This is a genomic window from Robiginitalea aestuariiviva (assembly GCF_029537735.1).
Classification (GTDB): Bacteria; Bacteroidota; Bacteroidia; order Flavobacteriales; family Flavobacteriaceae; genus Robiginitalea; species Robiginitalea aestuariiviva.
This window is the reverse complement of record NZ_JARPUQ010000001.1, coordinates 148,375-172,865: the sequence shown is the minus strand read 5'-3', so window position 1 is coordinate 172,865 and position 24,491 is coordinate 148,375. Positions and strand designations below refer to the sequence as shown.

Here is a 24,491-nt window from a genome sequence, read left to right as displayed (position 1 = left end):
TAAACGCAAAAGGGGGACGTTTTAGCTTACGCTCCCCTTGTTTTTTGTTAAAATCCCGCTTTTTGGGATGATCGGCACTAATCCTTCAGGAAATGCTGTAGCTGTGCCAGGGTTTCATTTTCCTGGAATTTACCCCCGTAAAAGGCGGTTACCGTGGTGGAGTGGTCGTCCCGTATCCCCCGGGAAGAGACACATAGGTGTTTGGCATCCAGGATCACGGCCACATCCTGCGTTTGCAGCATTTGCTGCAACTCTGCACCAATCTGGTTGGTCATCCGTTCCTGTACCTGGGGCCGGCGGGCATAGTAATCCACAATGCGGTTCAGTTTGGACAGCCCGATTACCTTCCCGCTGGAAATGTAGGCAATATGCGCTTTCCCGAAAATAGGTACAAAGTGGTGTTCGCAATTGGAATAGAAACCGATATTCTTTTCTACCAGCATCTGCCCGTACTGGTATTTGTTCTCGAACAGGCTTACCGAGGGTTTATTCCCGGGGTTCAGCCCGGCAAAGATCTCGTCAATGTACATCCGGGCCACCCGCTGGGGGGTGCCCTTCAGGGAATCGTCCGTGAGGTCCAGCCCCAGGGTATCCATGATCTGTCCAAAGTGGTAGGCGATTTTGGCCTTTTTCTCCGAATCGCTCAGGTCAAAGGCATCCGGGCGCATGGGGGTTTCCATGCCGGAGGGCAGGTGGTCGTCCCCGTAGGCATCGTGGGAATGGCCATTGAGGGGTTTGTTTTTCAGGAGTGCATCTAACATAATAATCGGGTCTAAAAGCGCCTATGAGGCTTGTTCCAGGGTTTTGAGTTGCTGCAGCACAGCTTCGGCCTCGGCGTATTTGGCATCGCCCTGGCTGCGGTTTACCTGGGAAAGCTTATGGGCCTCCCCCAATAATTTCCGGTACCGGGCTTGCAGTTTGTCTTTTTCCGAAGTTTTCTTAAACCAGTTGAACATGGCACTGTTTTTAACTTACAGATAGCCAAAGTACCAATAATGTTTAAGTATAAATGTTAAAGATTAAACAAAATTAATACGGGAAGCGGGTAACCCAGGGATTAGAGGTCAAAATCCTCTGGGCGAACACCGGTTTTGTATTGCATCCCGAAGCCCGAATTGTTGGGCGCATAGGCCCTTGTGAAATCCAGGTTCAGGGAATCCGGGATTTCCCGTCCCAGGGCCCAGAAGATGCCGTTCAGGGCCAGGCGGCGCATGTTGGGGTCCTTCCAGTCGTAGGGGTGACCAAGGGTGGTGAAGAAGACGCGTGAAGGCTTGCCCGAAGCGCCGGTGTAGGTTTTGGTCCAGGCTACCGGGTTGGTCAGCGGGTACTGATCGGTGCGCCCGGCCTCCTTATGCGCAGAGCGCAGGGCGCGGCCGGTGAGTAAAGGGGAGGCATCCCCCTGCAGACGCCATTCCCCACCGTTAACGTGATAAAGCCAGGAATAGGCCCGGAAGGGAGCCACTCCTTTCAGGACGGGGTGGGCGGCATTCGGTGTGGGATAGACCTCGGTTAGGGGGGCATTGCCGTCCTCAAAATGCCCGTGGTGCGTAATCCATTGCTGGCCAAAAACCTGGGCCGGCCAGGTGTTGTTCATAGGAGCCAGGCCGGAGGAATCCGGGTATAGGAAAGCATGGGTGGCCGTGCGGAAACCCACCATAGGGCGGCCGGATTCCGCATAGGCGGTAATGTGTCGCAGTTCGTTTTCGGGCAGGGCCCTGAAGCGGGTAAAGAGCACCATTAGGTCGGCACTGTCCAGGGCTTGCAACCCCTGGATGTGGTCCAGGCGGTTGGGGTCGATATAACCCGAGGAGTCTACCGCAAAACAAAGGGTAACCCGGGCACCCAGTTCCCGTCGGGCCAGGTCGGCCAGCATGGGCATGGATTCTTCCGAACGGTACTCCTCGTCCCCGATCACAAAGACCAGATGCGGGGGTACTGCCAGAGTTTCCGGACCGGGCTGCTTATCCCCGCATCCTGACCAGGTGGTTACAGCGGCCAGCAGGCCTAGCATACAAAAGGCTTTTTTCATAAGATCAGCGATTGAGTTCCGGCCCCAGGTAAAAGGTTTTTTGGTCTTTTTCCCGGTCCCGGATGGCCTGCACCTCTTCCGGGGAAACGGCTCCGGCGGCATTGCCAAAGGCATTGCGCACATAGGTGAGTACGGCCGCAATTTCTGCATCGGTCAGCAGGTTTTCAAAGGCCGTCATGGGTACCTGCCCGTCGTAATTTTGCCCGGCTACCGTGATCGGGCCCTGCAGCCCCTTAAGGGTAACCTGAATCAGGCGTTCTGTATCGGCGGTAACCCATTCGCTCCCGGACAGGGGCGGGAAGCCGGAGGCGGGAAGGCCTTTCCCATCGGCCTGGTGGCAGGTGGCACAATACCCGTCCCGATGGTAGATTTCCCGTCCGGCCAGGTAGCGGGTGCTATCCGTACCCTTCAGCTGGTCGGGAACCGCCGGTTTGGTTTTTTCTTCCAGGGCTGGCTGCCCGGAAAGGCGGTGCTGCACGGCCAGGTAAGGCGGGTTCATCCAGTCGTCTACCCCGGCCTGTGCCAAGCGGTTCAGCAAGGGCTGGGCCTGAGCCTCCGGCAGCCAGGAGGCCGTGGCCAGCACTTCGAGGCGTACCCGGCCGTGGGTGTCCGCTGCAGCGGTTTGCAAAAGGTCAAAACCATCGTCCAGCTGATGCAGGTTATAGCGTATTGCCCGCACGGCGGCAGCGCGTACCCGGTGGTCTGAAGAGCCCAGGAGGGTTGCCAGTAAATCCCGGTCAACCCGGTTCAGGCCCCAGGAAACCCACAGGGCTTCCAGGCGGTGGTGTTCTGCTGCCGGGTCCTTCGGATCCAGATCCTGCAACCACTCTAGCAGGCGTGGCATTACGCTTTCGGCCGAAAAGCCCCGCAGGGCCCGGCGCGCCCGGTAGCGGGTGCGATATTCCGGGGCTTTCAGTAATTCCAAGAGGCGGTCTACGGGGGCGTCGGCAATTTGTGCGGGCTCCAGGGTAGGGCGGTCTGTCCGGGTAATGCGGTAGATACGGCCATGGCTGTGGTCCCGGTAGGGATCCCGGGCATTGTGCTGCATGTGGCCTACCAGCATATTGTGCCAGTCCACCACGTAAAGGGAACCATCCGGGGCAAATTCCAGGTCTACGGGGCGGAAATTCCGGTCCGAACTCTGCAGCAGGTCCTGGCGAAACTCCAGGCGGTAACCCGTACCGTCCTCCAACACCTGGTGCTGCTTAATCCCCAAAAACCCAATGCTGTTGCACAGCAGTACGTCCCCTTGATCTTCGGACGGGAAATGCCGGCTGGAAACAAACTCCAGCCCCGCTGTTGGCCGTACTTTTTGCGCTTCGGGCACCAGGTCCCGGGGCAGGGGGTCCGAAGTGCCGTATACGGGTTTAAGGCTGCCCGGGCTCATCCATCGCAGGGCCGGGCCTGAGGTATCCAGGAAAAAGGGTTGGCCCCAGCGGTCAAAGGCAATACCCCAGGGATTGGGGATGGGCAACTGGGCGGTGCGCTCCAGGTGCTGCCTGCGGGGGTTATAGCGATAAAAGCCCCCCTGGGTGCCGCGAACCGGGCCATATGGGGTCTCTACATTGGTGTGCAGGAAGGTTCCTTCGCCCATGTAAATAGCCCCGCTCGGGTCTGCTGTAAAGGCGCTGATGGCATGGTGGGTATCGTGGTCGTCAAAGCCGCTCAGCAGGATTTCCACCCGGTCTGCCCGGTCGTCCCCGTCCGTATCGCTCAGGCGTTTCAGGTGGCTCCCCTGGGACACGTACACCCCTTCCGGGCTCAGTTCAAACCCCACCGGCAGGTGCAGGCTGTCTGCCCAGACTTTGACGGTATCGGCCCGCCCGTCCCGGTTGGTGTCCTCCAGGATCAGCAGTTTGTCGTTGGGTATGGGGTCCCCTGGTTTGTAGTGGGGGTAGGAGGGCATGGTGGCCACCCACAACCGTCCCCGGTCGTCAAAGGACAATTGAACGGGGTTCGCCAGCTCCGGGAAGTCCCGTTCACTGGCAAAGAGTTCAATCTGGTACCCGGGCGCCAGGGTAAACGAAGCCAGGGCGTCTTCCCCATAGAGGTAGGAGCCCCCATGGCCATAGGATTGGGGCTGGTAGTTCGATACCACAGGCGGCAGGGGGCGGGTGCGGGCGTCCGCCGCCTCCACCTCATAAGTATCTCCCCGTGCCACGGCCCAAATAGCAGTATCCCGCACGGCCGTCATCTGCCGGATCTTTTCCAGTTCGTAGGGGTAGTTGTCCGGGCCAAAGGGGTCGTAGCGCCGCCCGAAGACGTGCACCCCGTTGGGGATTTTAAAGTCGTTCTGCCAGAACCAGTTTTTTTCCCGGACAGCGGCCAGTACCCCAGGCGCATCCGCGGCGGGCGGGTTAATCCCGAAAAGCCTTTCGGCCAGGTAAGCGGCCAGCTTGCGGTTCCCTGCATCATTGAGTTGTAACCCGTCTATGGTGTTGGGCCCGGCGGCGGCATGCCACTCCAGGGAGGGGTGGTAGAGGTCCAGAAAGGGTACGCCCATGGAGTCGGCTACCCGCTCCATCATCCGGGTATAGGCTTCCAGTTTGGCATTGGTTTCGTCAAAACCGGGAAGTTCTGGCCCCGGCACCCCGCTTTCCATAGCCGTAGGCGAGAGCAGCACCAGGCGCGGCTGCGCGTTTCCATGATAGTGCTGGGCTCGGGTGTGGGCCACAAAAGCGGCCAGTTCGGCGGCCGTGATGTCTTGATATTCCTGCGGGCGAAAGACCTCGTTAAAACCAAAAAAGGCCAGGATCAGGTCGGCATCCAGGCGGGTTAGCCACTGGTCCGGGGTCTCCAGGTGGCCCTCGTTCCCCGAAGGCGGGTACAATGCACTGAGCAGGGCTTCGGCTTCGGGAAAGGCCCAGGAGTGGTTGCGGCCGGAGTGGGGCCGGAACCCCGGGGTGTTCCCCCCGTCCCCCATATTGCGGATGCGGATCAGGCTATCCGGGAAGGCGGCCTGTACGGCCGTCTCAAAATACCCGTACTGCATCATCCGGGCAGGCAGGTTATTGCCCAGCAGGACCAGGGTTTCCCGGGCATGCAGGGTTTCCAGGGGCGGGGTATGGCGGCAGGAACCGGCCAGGACCAGGAGGGTCAGGCCCAGTATGGCTGGCAGGGCACTGCGGAACAGGGTAGTCATAGGGGTTGGCTTTCAGGTTGCTCAGACCTTAAAGCTAAGGAAATTTTGGATGCCCTGCAGGGCTTCAGGCCCCGGCTGCCGTGCGGCCTGCTGTAATGTGGTCCATGATCAGTTGGGCGTGTTCCCGGGAATTTTCAATAAACCATTTATGGGTCTCCATCCCCCCACAGATCACCCCGGCCAGGTAAAGTCCGGGTACGTTGGTTTCCATGGTCTCGGGGTTGTATTCCGGGAGGCGTTTCCCGTCAGCACTCAGGTGAATGCCTGCCTGCTCCAAAAATTCAAAATTGGGCTGGTACCCGGTCAGGGCCAGCACAAAATCATTGGGCAGGGTTTTGGCGCCTTCCGGGGTCTGTATGACCAGCGCATCCGGCCTGATTTCGGTAACGGTGCTGTTGAAGTATGCCGTAATGCTCCCTTCCTCGATCCGGTTCAGGATGTCGGGTCGCACCCAGTACTTGACCCGCCGGCCAATTTCGGGCCCGCGCACCACCATAGTGACCCGCGCCCCTTTGCGCCAGCACTCCAGGGCAGCGTCTACCGCGGAATTGCTGGCCCCCACCACGGCCAGGTCCTGGCTGGCATAAAAATGCGGGTCCTTGTAGTAATGGGAAACCTTGGGCAAATCTTCCCCGGGAACACCCAGGGGGTTGGGCAGGTCGTAGAAGCCGGTGGCGATTACCACCCGGTCCGCACCGTAGGCGGCTTTGTCCGAGGTAACCCGGAAGCCGTTGGCCGCCCTGCGAATGTCCATTACCTTTTCGAAAAGGTGGATGCGCAGCCGGTTGGAGGTCACAATCCGACGGTAGTATTCCAGGGCTTCATTCCGCTTGGGTTTGGCCTCCTTGCTGATAAAGGGGACCTCGTCGATCTCCAGGCGTTCCGAGGAGGAAAAGAACTGCATGTTTACCGGGTAGTTGAACAGGGAATTCACAATAGGCCCTTTTTCAAGGATCAGGTAGGACAGGCCCTGTTTTTTTGCTTCCAGGCCACAGGCGATGCCTATGGGCCCGCCCCCGATAATAAGTACATCCAGGTTCTTTTCCGTTTCCATAGTACAAAATTAGCCATATTCACCCAAAGCCCGAAACCGCTGCTGCATGACAATTGTCATTCTTTTTGGAGTGTAAACCTAGGATATTTAATACGTTGAACCCCCTAAAACCATAAGTCATGGACGTTCAGGAGCGCGTACCGGTTTCCAGTATCATGAGTACTCAGTTGGTCGTGCTGAACACCTCCGACGGACTGGAAAAGGCCGAAAGGCTGTTTAAGAAACACCACATCCGCCACATCCCGGTGGTGAGTGGCCGCAGGGTAGTGGGGATGCTAAGCCTGACGGACCTGCTGCGGATCAGTTTTGCCGACGGGGCCTATGAAGAGGAAGAGGATATCGAGGCCGTGGTCTACGACATGTTCAGCGTACCCCAGGTAATGGCCAAAAACATTAAAACCGTGGCACCCGATACTACCGTTAAAGAAGTGGCCCAGATGTTGGCGAAAGAAGAATTTCATGCCCTCCCCGTGGTCGAAAATGGCGAATTGGTCGGGATTGTCACCACTACGGACCTGATCAAATACCTCCTGAAGCATTACTGAGGCAGGGGCAGGGCAGCGAGTTCCGCTATCGTGCCCGTGGGGTCCGCGGCACGGAAAACGGTGCTGCCGGCCACCAGTACATCGGCTCCGGCCTCCAGTAAAGCTGGGGCATTCTCCAGGGTTACCCCCCCGTCTACTTCAATGTGCGTCCCACAGCCTTGCGCCCGGATCATGGATCGCAATTCCCGGATTTTTGCATAGGTCCTGGGGATAAACTGCTGCCCGCCAAAACCGGGGTTCACACTCATCAGGCAAACCAGGTCAATATCTTCCAGCACATCCTCGAGCAGGTGTACGGGCGTATGAGGGTTAAGGGCCACCCCGGCCTTCATACCCGCTTTGTGGATATGCTGCAGGCTGCGGTGCAGGTGGGTGCAGGCCTCGTAATGCACCGTTAGGCTATAGGCCCCCAGTTGGGCGAAGGTGTCTGTGTACCGGTCCGGATCCACAATCATCAGGTGGACGTCCAGGGGTTTGGTGGCGTGCCGGGCAATGGCCTGTATTACGGGCATGCCGTAGGAAATGTTGGGGACAAAGAGCCCATCCATCACGTCGATGTGGTGCCAGGCGGCGGCGCTGGCATTGACCATTTCCACGTCCCGTTGCAGGTTGCCGAAATCTGCGGCAAGCAGGGAGGGTGCAATTATTGGGTGTTCCATACCAGGGTGGGGTGTGGTACAAAGGTAGGCTTTTCGGGTGAAGGTTACACCCTCCGTTCCGCTGGTAGGCAGAAACCTTCCATTGGTCTTCCCTTACCGGGAACTGACCCTGTCATGGCCCTGCCCAGGAGGTTTGCTGTCGTATTTTAACCCTTTCAAAATAACCACCATGAAGCAAACCGATACCTGGACGGCCATTGGGGTGGCGCTCCTGCTGTTGGCCGGACTCGCCTGCGAGCAACCCGGCCTGCCCGCCGAAAACGAAACCCCCGACACCCAGGCCGCGCCTGCCGAACCCGTCGGGGAATACCACCTTCCGGAGTTGGAAGGGCCCTTTTCAGAGGCCCAGCTGCAACGCCTGATCCGGGAAGAACTGGATTCCATAAAAAGCGGGAAGCCGGGCGGCAAGGGGGACAGGCCCATGCAGGTCCCCAAACGCAATGCCAAGCCTGTATACGTACATTATATGCCCTGGTTTCAGAGCCTGGGGTACGATGGCTACTGGGGGCAGCACTGGACCATGGCCAATTGCGACCCCGGGGTGGAAGCACCGGATGGCCGCCGCCAGATCGCCAGTTATTATTATCCCCTGGTAGGCCCGTACTCTTCCCTGGACCCCTACCTGCACGAATACCATTTCCTGCTCATGAAGCTATCCGGTATTGACGGGGTGATCTTTGACTGGTATGGCAGCCGCGACATATGGGATTACGGCCTGATCCGCGAAGCCACGGAATCCTTTATGGGTAGTCTGGAAGAGATAGGCCTGCAATACGGTATTATGTACGAAGACCGGGTGGCGGCAGCCAGCTTTAACCCTTCTGACGGGGCCACGGAGGCCCAGCGCCTGCAATCCGACCTGGAATTGCTGGGAAGGGATTATTTTTCCGACCCCCATTACCTGCAGGTGGACGGCCGCAATGCCCTGCTGGTTTTTGGGCCACACCACCTGACCCAACCCGAACTCTGGCAGCAGGCCCTGGAGGACGGGCTGGGTCAGACGCCGGTAAGCCTGATCAGCCTCTGGGGCACGCGCCAATTCCTGGGCGCGCTATCCGGGGGGGAATTCCTTTGGATTTCAGAAGACAACCTGGGGGCACATGAATATTACTATGCCAACCTCCCGCAGCACGGGGTTACGGTAGGATCTGCCTACCCCGGCTTCCGCAGCTATTATTCCCGCGGCGGATGGGACTGGGGCAGCAATGCCTTTGTGATCACGCCATCGGTGGCCAACCTCCATGAATCCCTGCAGTACACCCACCATGCCGCTTCCGATTTTGTACAGCTGATCACCTGGAACGACTTTGGGGAGGGCACCATGATCGAGCCTTCCCGGGAGTTCGGGTTTACCCTGCTGGAAACCGTGCAACAGTATACGGGCGTTCAGGTAAAACCAAAGGAAATGGAACTGGCGGCCCATCTGTACCTGATGCGGCAGGAGTTCCGGGACCAGCCCGAAGTAATGGCCCTGCTGGACCGTTCCTATACGTACTTCAAGCGGCTTAACCTGGGCCGGGTTCGCGGTATCCTGATGGGGGTGAAGCGGTTTTACCAGCCTTAGCCGAGTTCCAGCAAGCCTTCCGAATCCAGGGGCCGGGTATACATTTTCAGGCCCCCCTGGGGGTCTGTGGGCCACTGGTCCCGCGGCCGGTCCCAATAGAGTTCCACACCATTCCCGTCCGGGTCGTCCAGGTAGAGTGCCTCGGAGACCCCATGGTCCGCCGCCCCGCTTAAGGGATATCCGGCCTGCAGGAGGCGGCGATATATGGCTGCCAGGTCTGCCCGGTTCGGGTAACATATGGCCAGGTGGAAGAGCCCTGCGCTGCGCCGGGGAGCCGGTTCAGCCCCTTTGCTGTACCAGGTATTCAGGGCAATATGATGGTGGTAGTTGCCGGAAGCCAGGAATACGGCCTGGCCTTCAATGCGGTCTGTAACCCGGAAGCCCAGCAAGTCCCTGTAAAACTTCAGGGCGCGCTCCAGATCAGATACTTTCAGATGCACATGCCCGATGCGGGTGCCGTCAGGTGCCCGGTATGCAAGGGATTCCGTCGGGTTTTTCATGGGGGTGGTGTCTTCAAAAGGGTATAAATGAAAAACTCCGGTAATCAGCCGGAGTTTATTCATCAATCAAAAAACGAACAGTCATGATATACTGCTGTTGCGGTACAAAATACAAACTTTATACCAGAATTCCAATACTGCTGGAATTTAACGTGGCGTTTGCATTTTTCCTACCCGAGGTAGGTTTTCAGGATTTTGCTGCGGGAGGTGTGCTTGAGCCTCCTTATGGCCTTTTCCTTGATCTGGCGCACCCGCTCGCGGGTTAGGTCGAAGGTTTCTCCGATTTCCTCTAGGGTCATGGAGTGCTGCCCGGCCAGGCCAAAGTACAGGCGGATGACATCCGCTTCCCGGGGGGTCAGGGTCTCCAGGGCACGCTCAATCTCCGTGCGGAGGCTTTCGTGCAGGAGTTCCTTGTCCGGGTTGGGCGATTCCCCGCTGCGCAATACGTCGTAGAGGTTGGAATCCTCCCCGTCAATCAGGGGGGCGTCCATGGAAACGTGGCGGCCGGAGTTTTTCAGGCTCTGTTTCACATCTTCCACGGTCATATCCAATTCCTTGGCAATTTCCTCGGCGGAGGGCTGGCGTTCGTGGGCCTGCTCCAGAAAGGCGTAGGTCTTGTTGATCTTGTTGATGGAGCCAATCTTGTTCAGCGGCAGGCGAACAATCCGGGACTGCTCCGCCAGCGCCTGCAGGATGGATTGGCGAATCCACCACACGGCATAGGAAATAAATTTAAAACCACGGGTTTCGTCAAAACGCTGGGCGGCCTTGATCAGACCCAGGTTCCCCTCGTTGATCAGGTCGGGGAGGGTAAGCCCCTGGTTCTGGTATTGTTTGGCTACCGATACCACAAAGCGGAGGTTGGCCTTAGTCAGCTTCTCCAGGGCACCCTGATCCCCGGCTTTGATGCGCTGGGCCAGTTCCACCTCTTCGTCCGCGGTGATCAGATCCACCTTGCCAATTTCCTGGAGGTATTTGTCCAGAGAGGCCGTTTCGCGGTTGGTAACCTGTTTTGTGATCTTTAACTGTCTCATCTATGCTTCTTTCCTTTGCTTTAGAATTGTACTCCCCAAAGGGGTTGCTTTAGTTATACGTACAAATTGTGTAAATGTTACACGGGGGGTGTGAAAAATGGATTTTTCCGGCAAAGGGCATAAAAAAACCCCTGAAAAACAGGGGTTTTAATTCCAATGGGTAGGTTCGGATTAATCGCGGTTGCGACGGCCTCCGCGATCCCCGCCCCGGCGGTCTCCGCCTCTGCGGTCCCCGCCACGACGATCGCCACCGCGTCGGTCCCCGCCTCCGCGACGGTCTCCGCCTTCGCGGCGCGGCGGGCGCTCCACGTAGCCTTCCGGCTTGGGCAGCAACACGCGGCGCGACACGCGCTCCTTGCGGGTACGCGGGTCAATTCCCATATATTTCACATCAAAGACATCGCCCATCTGAACGGCATCCTCTACGTTTTCGGTCCGCTCCCAGGCGAGTTCCGATACGTGCAGCAGGATTTCGTTCCCCGGCGCATCCAGATATTCCACCACGGCTCCGAATTCCAGGATCTTGATCACCTTCACTTCGTATACGCTGCCCTCTTCGGGTACGAACATGATGGAGTCGATCTTGGCCAGTACGGCGTCGATACCGTCCTGGTCGGTCCCCAGGATCTCCACGATGCCCTCGCCGGTAGCAGGGTCTTCGTTGATTACAATCGTGGTCTTGGTGGTCTTCTGCAGTTCCTGGATCACTTCCCCGCCTTTTCCGATCACGGCACCGATGTACTCGTTCGGGATAATACGGGTTACCATCTTGGGGGCGTGCGGTTTTACGTCCTCGCGCGGCCCGGCAATGGTTTCGGTGAGTTTGGACAGGATGTGCAGGCGGCCATCGCGCGCCTGTTTCAGGGCTTTAATCAGGATTTCATAGGACAGGCCCTTGATCTTGATATCCATCTGGCAGGCGGTAATCCCGTCTGCAGTACCCGTTACTTTAAAGTCCATATCCCCCAGGTGGTCTTCATCTCCCAGGATGTCGGACAGGACGGCGTACTTTCCGGTTTCGGCGTCGGAGATCAGCCCCATGGCGATCCCGGATACCGGCTTCTGAAGTTGTACCCCGGCATCCATCAGTGCCATGGTTCCCGCACATACGGTGGCCATGGAAGAGGAGCCATTACTTTCCAGGACTTCGGAAACCACCCGTACGGTATACGGGCAATCTTCCGGCACCATGCGGGAAAGCGCCCGCTGGGCCAGGTTTCCGTGTCCGATCTCGCGGCGGGAAGTCCCCCGGATGGGGCGGGCCTCCCCAGTGGAGAAGGGCGGGAAGTTGTAGTGGAGGTAGAAGCGCTCTTCCCCTTCAAAGGAAGGCATGTCGATGATATTGGCCTCGCGGGACGTCCCCAGGGTTACGGTTGCCAGGGCCTGGGTTTCACCCCGGGTAAAGACGGCAGATCCGTGGGTGGAGGGGAGGTAGTCCACCTCGCACCAGATGGGGCGGATTTCGTCGGTCTTCCGGCCATCCAGGCGCTTCCCTTCATTCAGGGTCAGGTTGCGGATGGCGGCCTTCTCGGCCTTGTAGAAATATTTGCTGATCAGGTCGCCGTACTGCTCTTGCTCTTCTTCGCTGAAGCTGGCAGTGATCTCCTCCTTCAGCTCGCTGAAAGCCGCGCTGCGTTCCTGCTTGGAGGAACCGGCCTGGGCAATGGCGTACACCTTATCGTAGGCCATGTCGTAGATCTTCTTCTCCAGGGCTTCATCTTCGGCAGCGGTGTCATATTCGCGCACTTCCTTACGGCCAACGGCCTCGGCCAGGCGTACCTGGGCTTCGATTTGTACTTTGATGGCCTCGTGGGCAAATTTGATGGCTTCGGTCATTTCCTCTTCGGAAATTTCGCCCATCTCGCCTTCCACCATCATCACGGAATCCGCGGAGGCCCCGATCACCATGTCGATGTCGGATTCTTCCAGCTGGGTGCGGGTGGGGTTAATGACCAGTTCTCCGTTCACGCGACCCACACGTACCTCGGAAATGGGGCACTCAAAGGGGAAGTCGGAGAGCTGGATGGCCGCAGAGGCGGCCAATCCGGCCATGGCGTCCGGCATCACGTCCTCGTCGTGGGACATCAACTGGATCATCACCTGGGTTTCGGAGTGATAGTCCTTGGGGAAGAGGGGGCGCAGAACCCGGTCTACCAGGCGCATCACCAGGATCTCGCCGGTGCTGGGGCGGGCCTCCCGCTTAAAGAAACCACCGGGGTAACGCCCGGAAGCGTGAAATTTTTCGCGGTAATCCACCGTAAGGGGGAGGAAATCCACGTCAGAAGCTTTGTAGTTGGAAACCACGGTACACAGCAGCATACATTTGCCGGATTGTACCACCACGGATCCATGGGCCTGTTTGGCCAGTTTTCCGGTTTCGATAGAGATCTCCCTACCGTCACCAAGGTCAATGACCTCTTTGTATACGTTTGGAATCATAAAATGGTATTGTTACCCTGAGGTAAAAATTAAACAATGGTCTACCGTCTTACCGGACGGTCAGGGTTGTGTTGTTGTGTGGGTCAGACCAATGAAAAGCCGGAAGTAAGCTTTTTAAGTTTGCCTTAGCGATTAAGGGCTTGTAGGGTGGGGGCCTCACGGCCGCCAATATACAAAACAGGGGAACCCGAAGGCTCCCCTGAAATGCTTATTTTCTGATGTTCAGCTCTTTGATGAGCGCACGGTACTTCTCGATATCCTTCTTCTTGAGGTAATCCAGGAGGCTGCGGCGCTTTCCTACCAGTTTCACCAGGGCCCGCTCGGTGTTGAAGTCCTTCTGGTTCTTCTTCAGGTGGCCGGTGAGGTGGTTAATCCGGGTGGTGAAAAGGGCGATCTGCCCTTCAGTAGACCCGGTGTTGCTTTCAGCTCCGCCGAATTTCTTGAAAATTTCGGCTTTGTTTTCTTTGGTTAAATACATGCCAATATTGTTGTAAATGATTTTTATGTATCCGGACGCACCTTGCGTCCGTAATGACCGGAGGTTTCCAATCAGGCTGCAAAGATAGTATTATTTTTTATTGTCCCTTCGGGATCAGGGGATTATTTCAGTCCATTAAACCTTTGAACCCCACAGGGTGTCAAAGGAATGTTAACAAAAAAATTGCATTCTTATGAAAACGCCTCAAATTTCTTTGCGCCGGCTGGCCCTTCTGGGGGTAGCCGCCTTTGCCCTGGTTTCCTGTGAAAAGGAAGCCGAAACCACGGACCTGGCCGAAACCGGCGAGTCCCTGGACACAGCCGTACTCTTGCAGGCCGATGAATCCGAATGGATTTCGGAAGAACTCGTGAACCTGGGGGAGGAAGTCTATGAAGACGAGATGTCTGCCTCGGGGAAAGGCCCTGCCTTTGCGGGTCTGATCCCGGATTGCGCCACGGTAACCACCGTGCGTACCGAAACCACCGTAACCCGCACCGTGGACTTCGGGGAAGGGTGCGAGATGCCCAATGGCAATGTCCTGACCGGCATCCTGACCCTGGAGTTTGCCCGCAACCCCGAAGCGGCTTCCCGCACCTTCGAGCTTTCCCTCGCGGACTTCACCTTCAATGGCATTGCCGTGGAAGGCGGGGCCCATGTACTGCGGGTGCTGGACAACGGGCAGGGTAACCCCCAGTCCGAGGTACAATCCGGTTTTGCGGCCACCTGGCCCGACGGGCAGACGGCTACCTGGAACGGGAACCGCACCCGCGAATGGGTCGAAGGCTTTGGCAGTGGGTTCTGGGGAGACAATGTCTTCCTGATTACGGGCAGCCAGTCCTTCACCGGCCCCCTGGGGAATACCTTTAGCCGGACGGTATTGGAGCCCCTGCGCCGGGAAGCCAGCTGCCGCTTTCTTGTGAGCGGGGTGCTGGAAATTCAACGGAATGAAGCCACGGCCAGCCTGGATTTCGGGGATGGCAGCTGTGATGCCTTTGGCGAGCTTACCCGCGCGGACGGGACCGTGGAGACCGTACAACTGCGGCGGCGTATGCGTCCCTGATCATTGGAGTATCCCAAGAAAAAACCCCGGGCCGTCAGGTCCGGGGTTTTGGTATTGAAAGCTGCGCTTTATTCGGCCTCGGCCGGCTGGCGCAGGGGTTGGTTCTGGATCAGGTCCAGATAGAGGTTGATCTTTTGTTTCAGGTCTTTCCGGTGAACGATAAAGTCCAAAAAACCGTGTTCCTGTACAAATTCGGCGGTCTGGAAGCCCGGAGGCAGGTCTTTCCCGGTAGCTTCCTTAACTACGCGGGGGCCGGCAAACCCGATCAGGGCACCCGGTTCTGCAATGTTGATATCTCCCAGCATGGCATAGGAAGCGGTGGTACCCCCGGTAGTGGGGTCCGTACACAGGGAAATATACGGTAGTCCGGCTTCGGCCAGCTGCGCCAGCTTGGCCGAGGTCTTGGCCAGCTGCATCAGCGAAAGGGCAGCTTCCATCATGCGCGCACCCCCGGATTTTGAAATCATCACAAAGGGCAGGTTGTGCGCGACGGCATAATCGATGGCCCGGGCTATTTTTTCCCCGACCACGCTACCCATGGAGCCCCCGATAAAGGCAAAATCCATACAGGCAATAACCAGGTCCTTGCCCATGGAAGGGCCCACGGCGGTGCGTACGGCATCTTTCAGGCCGGTTTTCTTCTCGGCAGCCTTGAGGCGGTCCGAATACTTTTTGGTGTCTTCGAACTTCAGCGGGTCTTTGGAAGAAACCTTGGCGTCGAGTTCCTTAAAGGTATTGTCGTCAAAGAGGATGGAGAAGTACTCCTTGCTGCCGATGCGGACGTGGTAATCGTCTTCAGGGCTTACATAAAAGTTGCGCGCGAGTTCCTCGGACTCCACAATCTTGCCGGTGGGGGATTTGTACCACAGGCCCTTGGGGGTGTCTTTCTTCTCTTCGGTGGCCGTTTGTATTCCCTTCTCTTTGCGTTTAAACCAGGACGACATAGTTTGGAAATTTGGTTGAGCGCCCTCCGCTTAGAGGGTATGAACGTTGTTCAGGTCTTCGAAGGCTTTCTTCAGCCGCTCCACAAAGGTTTTTTCGCCCTCGCGCAGCCAGACCCTGGGGTCGTAGTATTTCTTGTTGGGCTGGTCTGCCCCTTCCGGGTTCCCGATCTGCGCCTGCAGGTAGGCCCCCTTGTCCTTCATATAGTCCCGCACGCCGGTGGTAAAGGCGTATTGCAGGTCCGTATCGATGTTCATTTTGATGACCCCGTAGGAGATGGCTTCCCGGATTTCCTCCAGGGTAGACCCGGAACCGCCGTGGAATACGAAGTCGATGTGGTTGTGGCCCACCCCGTATTTCTCGCTGATGTACTCCTGAGAGTTCTTCAGGATTTTAGGCGTGAGTTTCACGTTCCCCGGCTTGTAAACCCCATGGACGTTCCCGAAGGCCGCCGCAATGGTAAAGCGGTGGCTCACCTTGGAGAGTTCCTCGTACGCATAGGCCACTTCCTCGGGCTGGGTATAGAGTTTGGAATCGTCCACATCGGTATTGTCTACCCCGTCTTCCTCTCCCCCGGTGATCCCGAGTTCAATTTCCAGGGTCATGTTCATTTTGCTCATTCGGGCCAGGTACTCCTTGCAGATCTCGATGTTTTCCTCAATGGGTTCCTCCGAAAGGTCAATCATATGGGAAGAGAACAGGGGCTTTCCGGTAGCGTTAAAATGCTCTTCGCTGGCGTCCAGGAGCCCGTCAATCCAGGGCAGCAGCTTCTTGGCGCAGTGATCCGTATGCAGGATCACGGTGGCCCCGTAGGCCTCGGCCAGCTGGTGCACGTGTTTGGCCCCGGCCACGGCCCCCAGGATGGCAGCGCGCTGATTCTCGTTAGACAGGCCTTTGCCTGCGTTGAATTGAGCTCCCCCGTTGGAGAACTGTATAATGACCGGCGCCTTCAGGGCGGCGGCGGTTTCCATGACGCCGTTAATGGTGTCCGAGCCGATCACGTTTACGGCGGGAAGGGCGAAACCTTTTTCCTTTGCGTATTGGAAAATCGCCTGCACTTCGTCTCCGGTGGCTACGCCCGGTTTAATGGAATGGGCCATATGTATGGATTTCTTGGTTAGATAATTGCTGCGACAAAAGTAATAATATCCGTTTTAAAACGGGTAATTAATTCCGATCTGCAGTACGGAGTTGGCAAAATTATAAGACCGGAACCAACGGTCGGACAGCGGGTCGGCCGGGTTGTAGGTCTTGAACCCCAGGTCTGCCCGGAAGACGAAATAGGTGAAATCGTACCGCAGCCCAAACCCCGTACCCAGGGCGATATCGCGAAGGGAACTGATGCCGGAAAAGGTGGCCGCGGGGTCATCTTCGTTGTCCCAGAGGTTCCAGATGTTGCCCAGGTCGCCAAAGAGGGCGCCTTTCAGGTTCCCCACCAAGGGGAAACGGTACTCCAGGTTCAGGGCGATTTTGAAGTTGGCTTCGTTAAAGTCGTTCAGGTTGCGGGTGCTTCCCGGCCCCAGGGTATAGGGGAACCAGGCCCGGTTGTCGTTGGACCCGCCTGCAAAGTAGGACCGCACGAAGGGGATGTCTCCGGAATTGCCGTAGGGCACGGCCAGGCCGGTAAAGGCCCGGAAGGCCAGCACGCTGCCCGGCACCGTTTCCCAGTGGCGGATAAAGTCTACCTCCGTTTTTACATACTGGGAGTAGGGCACCCCGAACACCAGGCGTTCGCCCGCGTCGTTTTGTTCGAAGGAAAGAAGGCGGGAAAGGCCCGAGAGCAGGTTGCCTGCGCTTTCGATCTTCCACCGCAACTGGTAGAAGCTGTTGTCGTTAATGTCTGCCTTGGTGTTTTTGGTAAAGGTATAGTTGGAAGTAAAAATAAGGTTGTTTTCGGTCAGGCGCCGCCGCCGCTCCTCCACCCGGAAAACCTCCGTATAGGCGGTGGAGCCCACGGGCGCCAGCCCTTCTTCCAGGATGGCCCGGGTAAAGCCGGTGGTGCCTTCGGGGATGCTCAGGCGAAGGGGGTCTGCCGGGTCGTCCGTGGCCTCGAAGAAGCCCGCGGTAGCCGGGTTTCCCTCATAGGCCTCTGCCACATTGTCCAGGCGCTGGTAGGTACTGCGATAGACATTAAAGAAGCGGTTGTCGTTTACGTTCCGCACAAACTCTACGTTCAGGAGTTCAAACTGGTTGCGGCGAAAGTCGTCCGGTTGCCAGTTATACCCCAGGATGGAATTGAAGGTCTGCTTGTCCAACCCCAGGTTCTTCTGGAAACTGGTCCCCAGGCGCACCCGGGTCTGGGGCAACATGTAGAAGGGGATGATTTTGCGGGTGTTCACAAAGGGCAGCATCCAGATGCGGGGGAAGGTCAGGTTGATCTCCCCGCTGATTTCGGAGAAGAAATCCTCGCCCAGGGCATCTTCGCTCAGCAGCCCGAAGCTTCCGTTGGCCGAAAGGCTCAGGGTTTCGGCCCCGTTAAAGACGTTCCGGGTAATCAGGGCAGCCCCAAGGCCCACCCCCACCCGGCGGATGTTGGAGTGGGTCAGGTCAAAATCCACGCTCAGGGAATTCTTGGGCCGGGCGCTCAGGTAGATGTTGGCATCCAGCCGGTCCCCCGGCGCCTCCAGCAGCTCGATATTGGGGTACCGGAAGGTGTTCAGGCTGGCAATTTTGCGGTAGGTGCGAAGCCGGTCGATGTCCCGGTATACGCTGTCCTGTTGCAGGAAGATCGCTTCGGTAATGGCCTGGGGGCGGTAGCGCAGCTTCCCGTTGTAGTGGAAGATGTAATTATCGAAGTGCAGGGTGTCCATGGGCTGGCCCTGTTGCAGGTAATTGTGGTCCGGGTAGATGTTGATGTTGCCCATCCGGTGGATGCGGTACTCCGAGGAGGTGGCGGCGCTGTCTCCGCGGCTTCGGAGGTTTTCCACATTCAGGGTCACCTCCATTTCCTGGTCCGAAGTCAGGGTATCCCGCAGGATCAGAAAGGTAATGGAGCTCTCCTGGAAATTCCAGACCCCCGAATTCCGGAAGATGGCGGTCAGGCGTTCGCGTTCCCGGGTAAAGTGGTCCAGGTCGTAGCGGTCGCCGGTTTGCACCTGGCTGCCGCTGCGGTGCAGGCGGTACAGGGAATCCAGGGCCGGGGAGGCAATGTCGTGGTCCAGGGAATCGATGGTGTAGGGTTCGCCCAGGTCAATCAGGTAGCGGGTGCGGGCCCGTTTGCGACCCGTGCTGTCCACTTCAAAACGGGTGCTGTAATCAAAATACCCGCGGTTGTAGTAGTAGGCGCCCAGCCGTCTCAGGCTGCGCTCAATGCGGGCGGTATCCACCACCACGGGGGCTTCGCCTACCCGCTTAAGCCACTGGCTGTACCCGCTCACCAGGAAGGATTCGCCCAGGCGGCCCACCTGCTTGCGGGAGAGCAGGCGCTCCAGGCGTGCTTCCCGTCCTTCCTTGCGGTGCAGCCAGGCCTGGAAGGAAGAGTCCGCATCTTTTTTTGCCAGGTTGTACAGGTGCAGGCGAAGGGGAAAGCCCAGTACGCGGCTGTTGGGTTTTTGCAGCACCAGGCTGTTCACGTCTGCGTCCGTTACCCGGGTGCTGTCTGCGTAAATGGCGTAATCGGTGAGCAGGAGTTGATCGTCCTCCACCCGTTTCAGGGCATTGCAGGAACAAATGCTGATCCCCAGCAAGAATAATCCTATTTTTGGGGGGATCCCCGCCATGCGGCCACAGACCTTCATATCGCTCAAAATTAAACTATTTGGATGGTTGCCAAAAACGATTTAAAGCTTATACGTAGCCTGCATCAAAAAAAGTACCGAACCCGGCACGGCCTGTTCCTGGCCGAGGGGGTCAAGGTGGTTTCGGAACTGTTGGAAGGAGGCCTGGAACCCTACCGTATCTACAGCACCGAACCGGACCTGCTGGCGGGGGCCGAGGCCGTTACCGGGGCGGAACTCCAGAAAATGAGCGCCCTGGTGCAACCCAACCGCACCCTGGGGGTCTTCCATATCCCGGAGTTGCACCCGCCGGCCTGGAGCGGCTGGGTACTGGCCCTGGACGGGGTGCGGGACCCGGGCAACCTGGGCACCCTGATCCGCCTGTGCGACTGGTTTGGTATCCGCGAGCTGGTTTGCAGCCCGGACACCGTAGACTGTTTTAACCCCAAGGTGCTGCAGGCCACCATGGGCTCCCTGGCCCGGGTAGGGGTGCATTACCTGCCGCTGGAGGAGGTCCTGCCCCAGAGTGGCCTGCCGCTGTTCGGCGCCAGTATGGAGGGCGCCCCGGCAGCCTCGGTTACTTTACCGGACAAGGGGGTGCTGGTGCTGGGGAGCGAGTCCCACGGGGTATCCGCGCCGGTGCGGGCCTTGCTGGACCAGGTGGTCTGCGTTCCCGCTTTCGGGCAGGCGGAAAGCCTGAATGTGGCCACGGCCGGGGCTATCCTGCTCTACGAAATCAAAAGGAAAGCCTGAGGCTTATTCAAAGGTGAAATTCACGAAGATGCCGCGCGTGTGCATGGCATTGATGTTGCCTGTCCAGGGGCTGTTGGGGTCCGTATCCGGTACCAGTTCGTCCGTGATGGCAAACACCCCGCGGATGGATGGGGAAAACTTGAAGTACTCCAGGTAAAAATCGATCCCGAAGCCCAGTTCGTAGTTGAAGACCTGTTGCTTCATCCGGAAATTGCCACTGCTGTTGTCGTCCAGGGAATCCTCGTTGGAGCCCAGGTTCAGGGCCATGCTGCCGCCTCCGATCACAAAGGGTTTCCAATTGCCCAGCCGGCGGGCACTAACCTTGAGAAGGAGCGGGAAGCTGATGTAGGTGGATTTCACCTCCCTGAGGGCGTCCGTCTGGTTATCGAATCCGGGAAAGCCCAGCAGGCGGCTGGTATAGAACAGGCCGGGTTCAAAACGCACGTCCAGGAATTCATTCAGGCGCAACTCCCCGATCAGCCCCACGTTAAAGCCGATGGATTTATCCACCAGCACCTCGGGCAGGTCGTTGCGGTAGGTGAATTTAAAATCGTATTGGTTAAACCCCAGGTAATACCCCCAGTTGAGGAATTTTTCGTCTTCGCTCTGCAGGTTCAGGATGGGGTCCTCGTTGAATTGCGCAAACAGCCCCTGTGCCAGGAGCAGGGCGCAACAGAGCGAAACGATTTTGGTCATAGCCTTATTTTGTGGCAACATATATGGCAGCAACCCCGAATGTCTGGGGCCGGTGTTTCATACCTATAAACCCGATTTTTCCCAAAATATTGTTGAAGCGCTGGCCATAGGGAAAGGCGGCTGCGGATTCGGAAAGGTAGGCGTAGGCCGAACCGTCACGGGAGAACCATTTCCCGATCCGGGGCAGCAGGTAGCGGCCGTAGAGCTGGTACCCCCAGCGGAAGGGTTGCTTTTCGGGGACGGAGGTCTCCAGGATGGCCAGGGTACCCCCAGGGCGCAGCACCCGGTAGATTTCCGCCAGGCCTTTTTCCAGGTTTTCAAAATTCCGCACCCCGAAGGCCACGGTAACGGCATCGAAGGAGGCATCCGGGAATTCCAGGGCTTCGCTGTCGCCCTCCACCATTTCCACCCGGGCATCCAGCCCCTGCCGGGTCACTTTTTTCCGCCCCACCTCCAGCATACCAGGCGCCAGGTCCAGGCCCACCACGCGGGTGGCGCCGGCCTTGGCCAGGGCCAGGGCCAGGTCTCCGGTGCCGGTAGCGATATCCAGCACATCCCGGGGGTTGTTTTGGCTAACCAGGCGCACCAGCCGGCGGCGCCACCCCTGGTCCAGCCCCAGGGTAATCACCCGGTTCAGCCCGTCGTAATTGCCCGAAATGGTATCGAACATCTGGCGGACCTGTTGTTTTTTCCCCAGTTCGGAATCCTTGTACGGTAATATGTCCCTGCTCATCGGCGGCCTCGTTTTGGCTGCAAAGATACGACATGCACAGGGAAGGAGCGCCGGATACCGGTGCGGGTATTTCCGGCAGGCTACACGCCGGGGAATCATAAATTTGCGTAATTTTGACCCGCGTGCCTGACGCTTCCGGCCTGGGGCATTCGCAACCCGACCGGAACCAACTCAATTTTGAATGAAGATTATCATCGCAGGGGCCGGGGAGGTCGGTTTCCATCTCGCCAAGCTGCTATCTTACGAATCCCAGGACATTACTCTGATCGACACGGACAAAGAGAGTCTTTCCTATGCGGAAGGCCACCTGGATATCCGTGTCCTGAAAGGTGACGCCACCAGTATTTCGGTTCTGAAGGAAGCCCGGGTAACCGGGTCGGATTTGGTGATCGGGGTAACCTCTTCGGAAACCACCAACCTTACCCTTTGCATGCTGGCCAAACAACTGGGTTCGCGCCGGACCATTGCCCGGATCTCCAATACCGAATTCGTGGAATACCGGGAGCTGATCCGTTTCTCCCAGTTGGGCATCGACGAGCTGATTTCCCCGGAAGAACTGGCCGCTACGGAAATCCAGTTGCTGCTGAACCAGTCTGCCTTTAACGATACCTATGAGTTTGACGACGGCCGCCTGATCATGGTAGGGGTATCCCTGCCGCGCACGGCCCCCTTTGTGGGGAAGATGGTGAAGGAGGCCGCCCGCATCCTTCCGGAACTGCACTTTATGCCCATTGCCCTGCAGCGCCGGGGCACCCAGTATACGCTTATCCCCCGGGGGGATACCGTCTTCCGGGAGGAAGACCAGATCTACTTTATTACCGACCGCAAGGGGGTGGACGAACTCTACAAACTTACCGGAAAGAAGAAGGAAGACATCCGCAACGTCATGATCCTGGGCGGCAGCAAGGTAGGCGTTAAGGCGGCGCGGGAACTCTGCGAGAAGCGCTTTAACGTCAAGATCATCGAAAAGGATAAGAACAAGGCCTTCGAGGTGGCAGACCTGTTGCCCAATGCCCTGGTCATAAACGGGGACTGCCGCAACGTGGAATTGCTGGAGGAGGAATCCCTGGATTCCATGGATGCTTTTATTGCGGTTACCGGAAATTCCGAGACCAATATCATGTCCTGCCTGGTGGCCAAGTCCAAGAATATCAAAAAGACTATTGCCCTGGTGGAGAACATGGACTACTTTCAGCTTTCCCATTCCATTGGGGTAGATACCCTGATCAACAAAAAGCTCCTGGCGGCCAACAACATCTTCCGCCACATCCGTAAAGGGGAGGTGGTGGCCCTGACCCGCCTGAACAACCTCAATGCGGAGATCCTGGAATTTGTGGTGAACCCCTCTTCCGAAGTGAACGGGGCCGTAATCCGCGAACTGGATTTCCCGCGGGAAGCCATCATTGGCGGGGTGATCCGCGACGGCGAAGGCATCATTGCCCTGGGGGATTTCCGCATTACCAGCGGAGACCGGGTAGTGGTCTGTTGCCTGCCCAGCGCCATCCACAAGGTAGAAAAGCTATTCCTGTAATATGACCCTGAACACCCGTATCATTGTACACCTGATGGGCATGTTGTTGCTCATCAACGGGGGGTTTATGCTTATTGCTGCCCTGGTGAGCGGCATATATCAGGACGGGGTCACCTATAACATTGCCCTGGCTTCCATTACCACCCTTTTTGCCGGGACTACGGCCATGTACGTTACCCGCGGCCACCGCAAGGAGGTTAAACGCAAGGAAGGGTATATGATCGTAACCCTGGGCTGGGTGGTCATGTCCGTTTCCGGGGTACTGCCCTACCTGTTTTCAGGGGCCATCCCCAACGTGGTGGATGCCCTCTTTGAGACGGTAAGCGGCTACACCACCACGGGGGCATCCATCCTGAACGATATCGAGGTGCTGCCCAAGGGGATTTTATTCTGGCGCAGCCTCACCCACTGGATTGGCGGGATGGGAATCATTGTGCTGGCCATTGCCATCCTTCCCCTGCTGGGGATTGGCGGGATGCAGCTCTTTGCCGCCGAGGCCCCGGGCCCGGCCGGGGATAAACTCCACCCGCGCATTACCGATACGGCCAAGCGGCTGTGGTACATCTATGTAGGGTATACGGTGGCCGAAACCCTGTTGCTGAAACTGGCCGGGATGTCCTTTTTCGATGCGATGAACCACGCCCTGGCTACGCTTTCCACCGGGGGCTTTTCTACCAAAAACGCCAGCGTGGCCTATTGGAATGACCAACCCCTGATTCAGTACATCATCATCCTGTTTATGTTTCTGGCGGGGTCCAATTTTGTATTGAGCTATTTCGCCTTTAAAGGCAAGGTGCAGAAGATCCTGATGGACGAAGAGTTTCGCTACTACGGGATCTATATCGCCCTTTTTGCTGTAATGGTAGGGCTGGTGGTCCTTTTCCGTGCCGAGGTGCCGGTGGATGATTACCACCCCCAGGTATACGGGGCAGCAGAAAGCGCCTTTCGCCACGGCCTGTTCCAGGTGGTGGCCGTAGTGACCACCACAGGTTTTGTCTCGGCAGATTTTACGGCCTGGACCCCTTTCCTGACCATCTTTTTCTTCGGGCTCATGTTTGCCGGGGGGTCGGCGGGATCCACCGCCGGGGGCATCAAGGTGATGCGCCACATCCTGATCATCAAAAACGGCCTGCTGGAATTTAAGCGCACCCTGCACCCGAGTGCCATTATCCCTGTGCGATTTAACAACAAGACCGTATCCGAACACATCGTTTACAACATCATCGCCTTCTTTGTGCTCTACATGCTGTTGTTTATTATCGGGGCATTTGTGCTGGGGCTCTTCGGGCTGGATTTTGTTTCCGCCATTGGCGGGGCAGCCTCGGCCCTGGGCAACGTGGGCCCGGCATTCGGGAGCCTGAGCCCCTTAAATAACTTCAGCGGACTGCCCGGGGCAGCTAAATTATGGTGTTCCTTCCTGATGCTGGCCGGCCGGCTGGAGCTCTTTACCGTGCTGATCCTGCTGACCCCCGCCTTCTGGAGGCGTACCTGATATAGGGCTACTTTCTCTTTGTTGCGAAACGGTTCTTCCTCCCGGAGCAAACCTACATTGCTTTCCAGGTTCAGACCACCATGGGAAGTGTTAACCAGGGATCATATGTAACCCAGACGGATGG

General features: G+C 57.6%; 21 protein-coding genes. 6 read left to right on the top strand and 15 right to left on the bottom strand.

The window, feature by feature from the left end:
* Positions 1-77: 77 nt before the first annotated feature.
* From folE to OZ410_RS00805, 5 genes are all read right to left on the bottom strand, one after another.
* A complete protein-coding gene (gene folE, locus OZ410_RS00825) occupies positions 78-761 on the bottom strand; it encodes a GTP cyclohydrolase I FolE (RefSeq protein ID WP_277706012.1) in 684 nt (227 codons plus the stop codon).
* A gap of 21 nt (positions 762-782) precedes the next feature.
* Complete coding sequence (locus OZ410_RS00820; protein ID WP_277706011.1) at positions 783-956, bottom strand: Lacal_2735 family protein; 174 nt, start codon at positions 954-956, stop codon at positions 783-785.
* A 101-nt stretch (positions 957-1,057) separates the two neighbouring features.
* Positions 1,058-2,029 (bottom strand): ThuA domain-containing protein, encoded by a 972-nt coding sequence (locus OZ410_RS00815; RefSeq protein WP_277706010.1) that lies wholly within the window; start codon positions 2,027-2,029, stop codon positions 1,058-1,060.
* Positions 2,030-2,033: 4 nt separating this feature from the next.
* Entirely contained in the window at positions 2,034-5,171 is a 3,138-nt protein-coding gene (locus OZ410_RS00810) for a PVC-type heme-binding CxxCH protein (protein ID WP_277706009.1), read from the bottom strand.
* Positions 5,172-5,235: 64 nt separating this feature from the next.
* Positions 5,236-6,225: a YpdA family putative bacillithiol disulfide reductase gene (locus OZ410_RS00805; RefSeq protein WP_277706008.1), complete on the bottom strand. Its 990-nt coding sequence runs from the start codon at positions 6,223-6,225 to the stop codon at positions 5,236-5,238.
* Positions 6,226-6,344: 119 nt separating this feature from the next.
* Here OZ410_RS00805 and OZ410_RS00800 point away from each other — a divergent pair, with 119 nt between their 5' ends.
* Positions 6,345-6,770 (top strand): CBS domain-containing protein, encoded by a 426-nt coding sequence (locus OZ410_RS00800; protein WP_277706007.1) that lies wholly within the window; start codon positions 6,345-6,347, stop codon positions 6,768-6,770.
* Here the strand turns inward: OZ410_RS00800 and rpe are convergent.
* Positions 6,764-7,429 (bottom strand): ribulose-phosphate 3-epimerase, encoded by a 666-nt coding sequence (rpe, locus tag OZ410_RS00795; protein WP_277706006.1) that lies wholly within the window; start codon positions 7,427-7,429, stop codon positions 6,764-6,766. The two genes, OZ410_RS00800 and rpe, sit on opposite strands and share 7 nt — an antisense overlap.
* Before the next feature lie 169 nt (positions 7,430-7,598).
* Between rpe and OZ410_RS00790 the strand changes: the two genes are divergently transcribed.
* Positions 7,599-8,993: a glycoside hydrolase family 99 protein gene (locus OZ410_RS00790; RefSeq protein WP_277706005.1), complete on the top strand. Its 1,395-nt coding sequence runs from the start codon at positions 7,599-7,601 to the stop codon at positions 8,991-8,993.
* Here OZ410_RS00790 and OZ410_RS00785 read toward each other — a convergent pair.
* From OZ410_RS00785 to rpsO, 4 genes are all read right to left on the bottom strand, one after another.
* A complete protein-coding gene (locus OZ410_RS00785; RefSeq protein WP_277706004.1) occupies positions 8,990-9,493 on the bottom strand; it encodes a VOC family protein in 504 nt (167 codons plus the stop codon). The genes OZ410_RS00790 and OZ410_RS00785 overlap by 4 nt on opposite strands.
* Before the next feature lie 170 nt (positions 9,494-9,663).
* The gene (locus OZ410_RS00780; RefSeq protein WP_277706003.1) at positions 9,664-10,527 is read right to left on the bottom strand and encodes a sigma-70 family RNA polymerase sigma factor; all 864 of its coding nucleotides are present in this window, start codon (positions 10,525-10,527) and stop codon (positions 9,664-9,666) included.
* 171 nt (positions 10,528-10,698) lie between these two features.
* The gene (locus OZ410_RS00775; protein WP_277706002.1) at positions 10,699-12,966 is read right to left on the bottom strand and encodes a polyribonucleotide nucleotidyltransferase; all 2,268 of its coding nucleotides are present in this window, start codon (positions 12,964-12,966) and stop codon (positions 10,699-10,701) included.
* 208 nt (positions 12,967-13,174) lie between these two features.
* Positions 13,175-13,444 (bottom strand): 30S ribosomal protein S15, encoded by a 270-nt coding sequence (rpsO, locus tag OZ410_RS00770; RefSeq protein ID WP_277706001.1) that lies wholly within the window; start codon positions 13,442-13,444, stop codon positions 13,175-13,177.
* A gap of 193 nt (positions 13,445-13,637) precedes the next feature.
* On the opposite strand from rpsO, the gene OZ410_RS00765 reads away from it, so the two are divergent.
* On the top strand, positions 13,638-14,504 hold the full coding sequence (locus OZ410_RS00765) for a hypothetical protein (protein WP_277706000.1): 867 nt from the start codon (positions 13,638-13,640) through the stop codon (positions 14,502-14,504).
* 68 nt (positions 14,505-14,572) lie between these two features.
* Here the strand turns inward: OZ410_RS00765 and accD are convergent, their stop codons facing one another.
* The 3 genes from accD to tamL are packed head-to-tail and all read right to left on the bottom strand — an operon-like array spanning position 14,573 to position 19,183.
* Positions 14,573-15,448 (bottom strand): acetyl-CoA carboxylase, carboxyltransferase subunit beta, encoded by an 876-nt coding sequence (accD, locus tag OZ410_RS00760; RefSeq protein WP_277705999.1) that lies wholly within the window; start codon positions 15,446-15,448, stop codon positions 14,573-14,575.
* A gap of 30 nt (positions 15,449-15,478) precedes the next feature.
* Complete coding sequence (fbaA, locus tag OZ410_RS00755; protein ID WP_277705998.1) at positions 15,479-16,546, bottom strand: class II fructose-bisphosphate aldolase; 1,068 nt, start codon at positions 16,544-16,546, stop codon at positions 15,479-15,481.
* Between the two features lie 54 nt (positions 16,547-16,600).
* Positions 16,601-19,183 (bottom strand): translocation and assembly module lipoprotein TamL, encoded by a 2,583-nt coding sequence (gene tamL / locus OZ410_RS00750; RefSeq protein ID WP_277707152.1) that lies wholly within the window; start codon positions 19,181-19,183, stop codon positions 16,601-16,603.
* Between the two features lie 24 nt (positions 19,184-19,207).
* On the opposite strand from tamL, the gene OZ410_RS00745 reads away from it, so the two are divergent.
* Positions 19,208-19,915, top strand: a complete 708-nt coding sequence (locus tag OZ410_RS00745) for a TrmH family RNA methyltransferase (protein ID WP_277705997.1) — start codon at positions 19,208-19,210, stop codon at positions 19,913-19,915.
* A gap of 3 nt (positions 19,916-19,918) precedes the next feature.
* On the opposite strand, the gene porT is transcribed toward OZ410_RS00745, so the two are convergent.
* Together porT and ubiE are read right to left on the bottom strand one after the other, a co-directional pair.
* Positions 19,919-20,611, bottom strand: coding sequence for a type IX secretion/gliding motility protein PorT/SprT (gene porT, locus OZ410_RS00740; protein WP_277705996.1), 693 nt, complete (start codon positions 20,609-20,611; stop codon positions 19,919-19,921).
* Between the two features lie 4 nt (positions 20,612-20,615).
* Complete coding sequence (ubiE, locus tag OZ410_RS00735; protein WP_277705995.1) at positions 20,616-21,344, bottom strand: bifunctional demethylmenaquinone methyltransferase/2-methoxy-6-polyprenyl-1,4-benzoquinol methylase UbiE; 729 nt, start codon at positions 21,342-21,344, stop codon at positions 20,616-20,618.
* Positions 21,345-21,525: 181 nt separating this feature from the next.
* Here ubiE and trkA point away from each other — a divergent pair, with 181 nt between their 5' ends.
* Together trkA and OZ410_RS00725 are read left to right on the top strand one after the other, a co-directional pair.
* Positions 21,526-22,875, top strand: coding sequence for a Trk system potassium transporter TrkA (gene trkA, locus OZ410_RS00730; protein WP_277705994.1), 1,350 nt, complete (start codon positions 21,526-21,528; stop codon positions 22,873-22,875).
* Between the two features lies 1 nt (position 22,876).
* On the top strand, positions 22,877-24,367 hold the full coding sequence (locus OZ410_RS00725; protein WP_277705993.1) for a TrkH family potassium uptake protein: 1,491 nt from the start codon (positions 22,877-22,879) through the stop codon (positions 24,365-24,367).
* Positions 24,368-24,491: the final 124 nt, after the last annotated feature.

Bases quoted from the DNA above. Each gene is read 5' to 3' on its own strand.
- trkA (WP_277705994.1), top strand. From the start codon at position 21,526: ATGAAGATTATCATCGCAGGGGCCGGGGAGGTCGGTTTCCATCTCGCC.
- rpsO (WP_277706001.1), bottom strand. From the start codon at position 13,444: ATGTATTTAACCAAAGAAAACAAAGCCGAAATTTTCAAGAAATTCGGC.
- OZ410_RS00805 (WP_277706008.1), bottom strand. From the start codon at position 6,225: ATGGAAACGGAAAAGAACCTGGATGTACTTATTATCGGGGGCGGGCCC.
- OZ410_RS00785 (WP_277706004.1), bottom strand. From the start codon at position 9,493: ATGAAAAACCCGACGGAATCCCTTGCATACCGGGCACCTGACGGCACC.
- OZ410_RS00790 (WP_277706005.1), top strand. From the start codon at position 7,599: ATGAAGCAAACCGATACCTGGACGGCCATTGGGGTGGCGCTCCTGCTG.
- ubiE (WP_277705995.1), bottom strand. From the start codon at position 21,344: ATGAGCAGGGACATATTACCGTACAAGGATTCCGAACTGGGGAAAAAA.
- porT (WP_277705996.1), bottom strand. From the start codon at position 20,611: ATGACCAAAATCGTTTCGCTCTGTTGCGCCCTGCTCCTGGCACAGGGG.
- OZ410_RS00780 (WP_277706003.1), bottom strand. From the start codon at position 10,527: ATGAGACAGTTAAAGATCACAAAACAGGTTACCAACCGCGAAACGGCC.
- rpe (WP_277706006.1), bottom strand. From the start codon at position 7,429: ATGGAACACCCAATAATTGCACCCTCCCTGCTTGCCGCAGATTTCGGC.
- OZ410_RS00765 (WP_277706000.1), top strand. From the start codon at position 13,638: ATGAAAACGCCTCAAATTTCTTTGCGCCGGCTGGCCCTTCTGGGGGTA.
- OZ410_RS00810 (WP_277706009.1), bottom strand. From the start codon at position 5,171: ATGACTACCCTGTTCCGCAGTGCCCTGCCAGCCATACTGGGCCTGACC.
- OZ410_RS00725 (WP_277705993.1), top strand. From the start codon at position 22,877: ATGACCCTGAACACCCGTATCATTGTACACCTGATGGGCATGTTGTTG.
- tamL (WP_277707152.1), bottom strand. From the start codon at position 19,183: ATGAAGGTCTGTGGCCGCATGGCGGGGATCCCCCCAAAAATAGGATTA.
- folE (WP_277706012.1), bottom strand. From the start codon at position 761: ATGTTAGATGCACTCCTGAAAAACAAACCCCTCAATGGCCATTCCCAC.
- OZ410_RS00820 (WP_277706011.1), bottom strand. From the start codon at position 956: ATGTTCAACTGGTTTAAGAAAACTTCGGAAAAAGACAAACTGCAAGCC.
- fbaA (WP_277705998.1), bottom strand. From the start codon at position 16,546: ATGGCCCATTCCATTAAACCGGGCGTAGCCACCGGAGACGAAGTGCAG.
- OZ410_RS00775 (WP_277706002.1), bottom strand. From the start codon at position 12,966: ATGATTCCAAACGTATACAAAGAGGTCATTGACCTTGGTGACGGTAGG.
- accD (WP_277705999.1), bottom strand. From the start codon at position 15,448: ATGTCGTCCTGGTTTAAACGCAAAGAGAAGGGAATACAAACGGCCACC.
- OZ410_RS00800 (WP_277706007.1), top strand. From the start codon at position 6,345: ATGGACGTTCAGGAGCGCGTACCGGTTTCCAGTATCATGAGTACTCAG.
- OZ410_RS00815 (WP_277706010.1), bottom strand. From the start codon at position 2,029: ATGAAAAAAGCCTTTTGTATGCTAGGCCTGCTGGCCGCTGTAACCACC.
- OZ410_RS00745 (WP_277705997.1), top strand. From the start codon at position 19,208: ATGGTTGCCAAAAACGATTTAAAGCTTATACGTAGCCTGCATCAAAAA.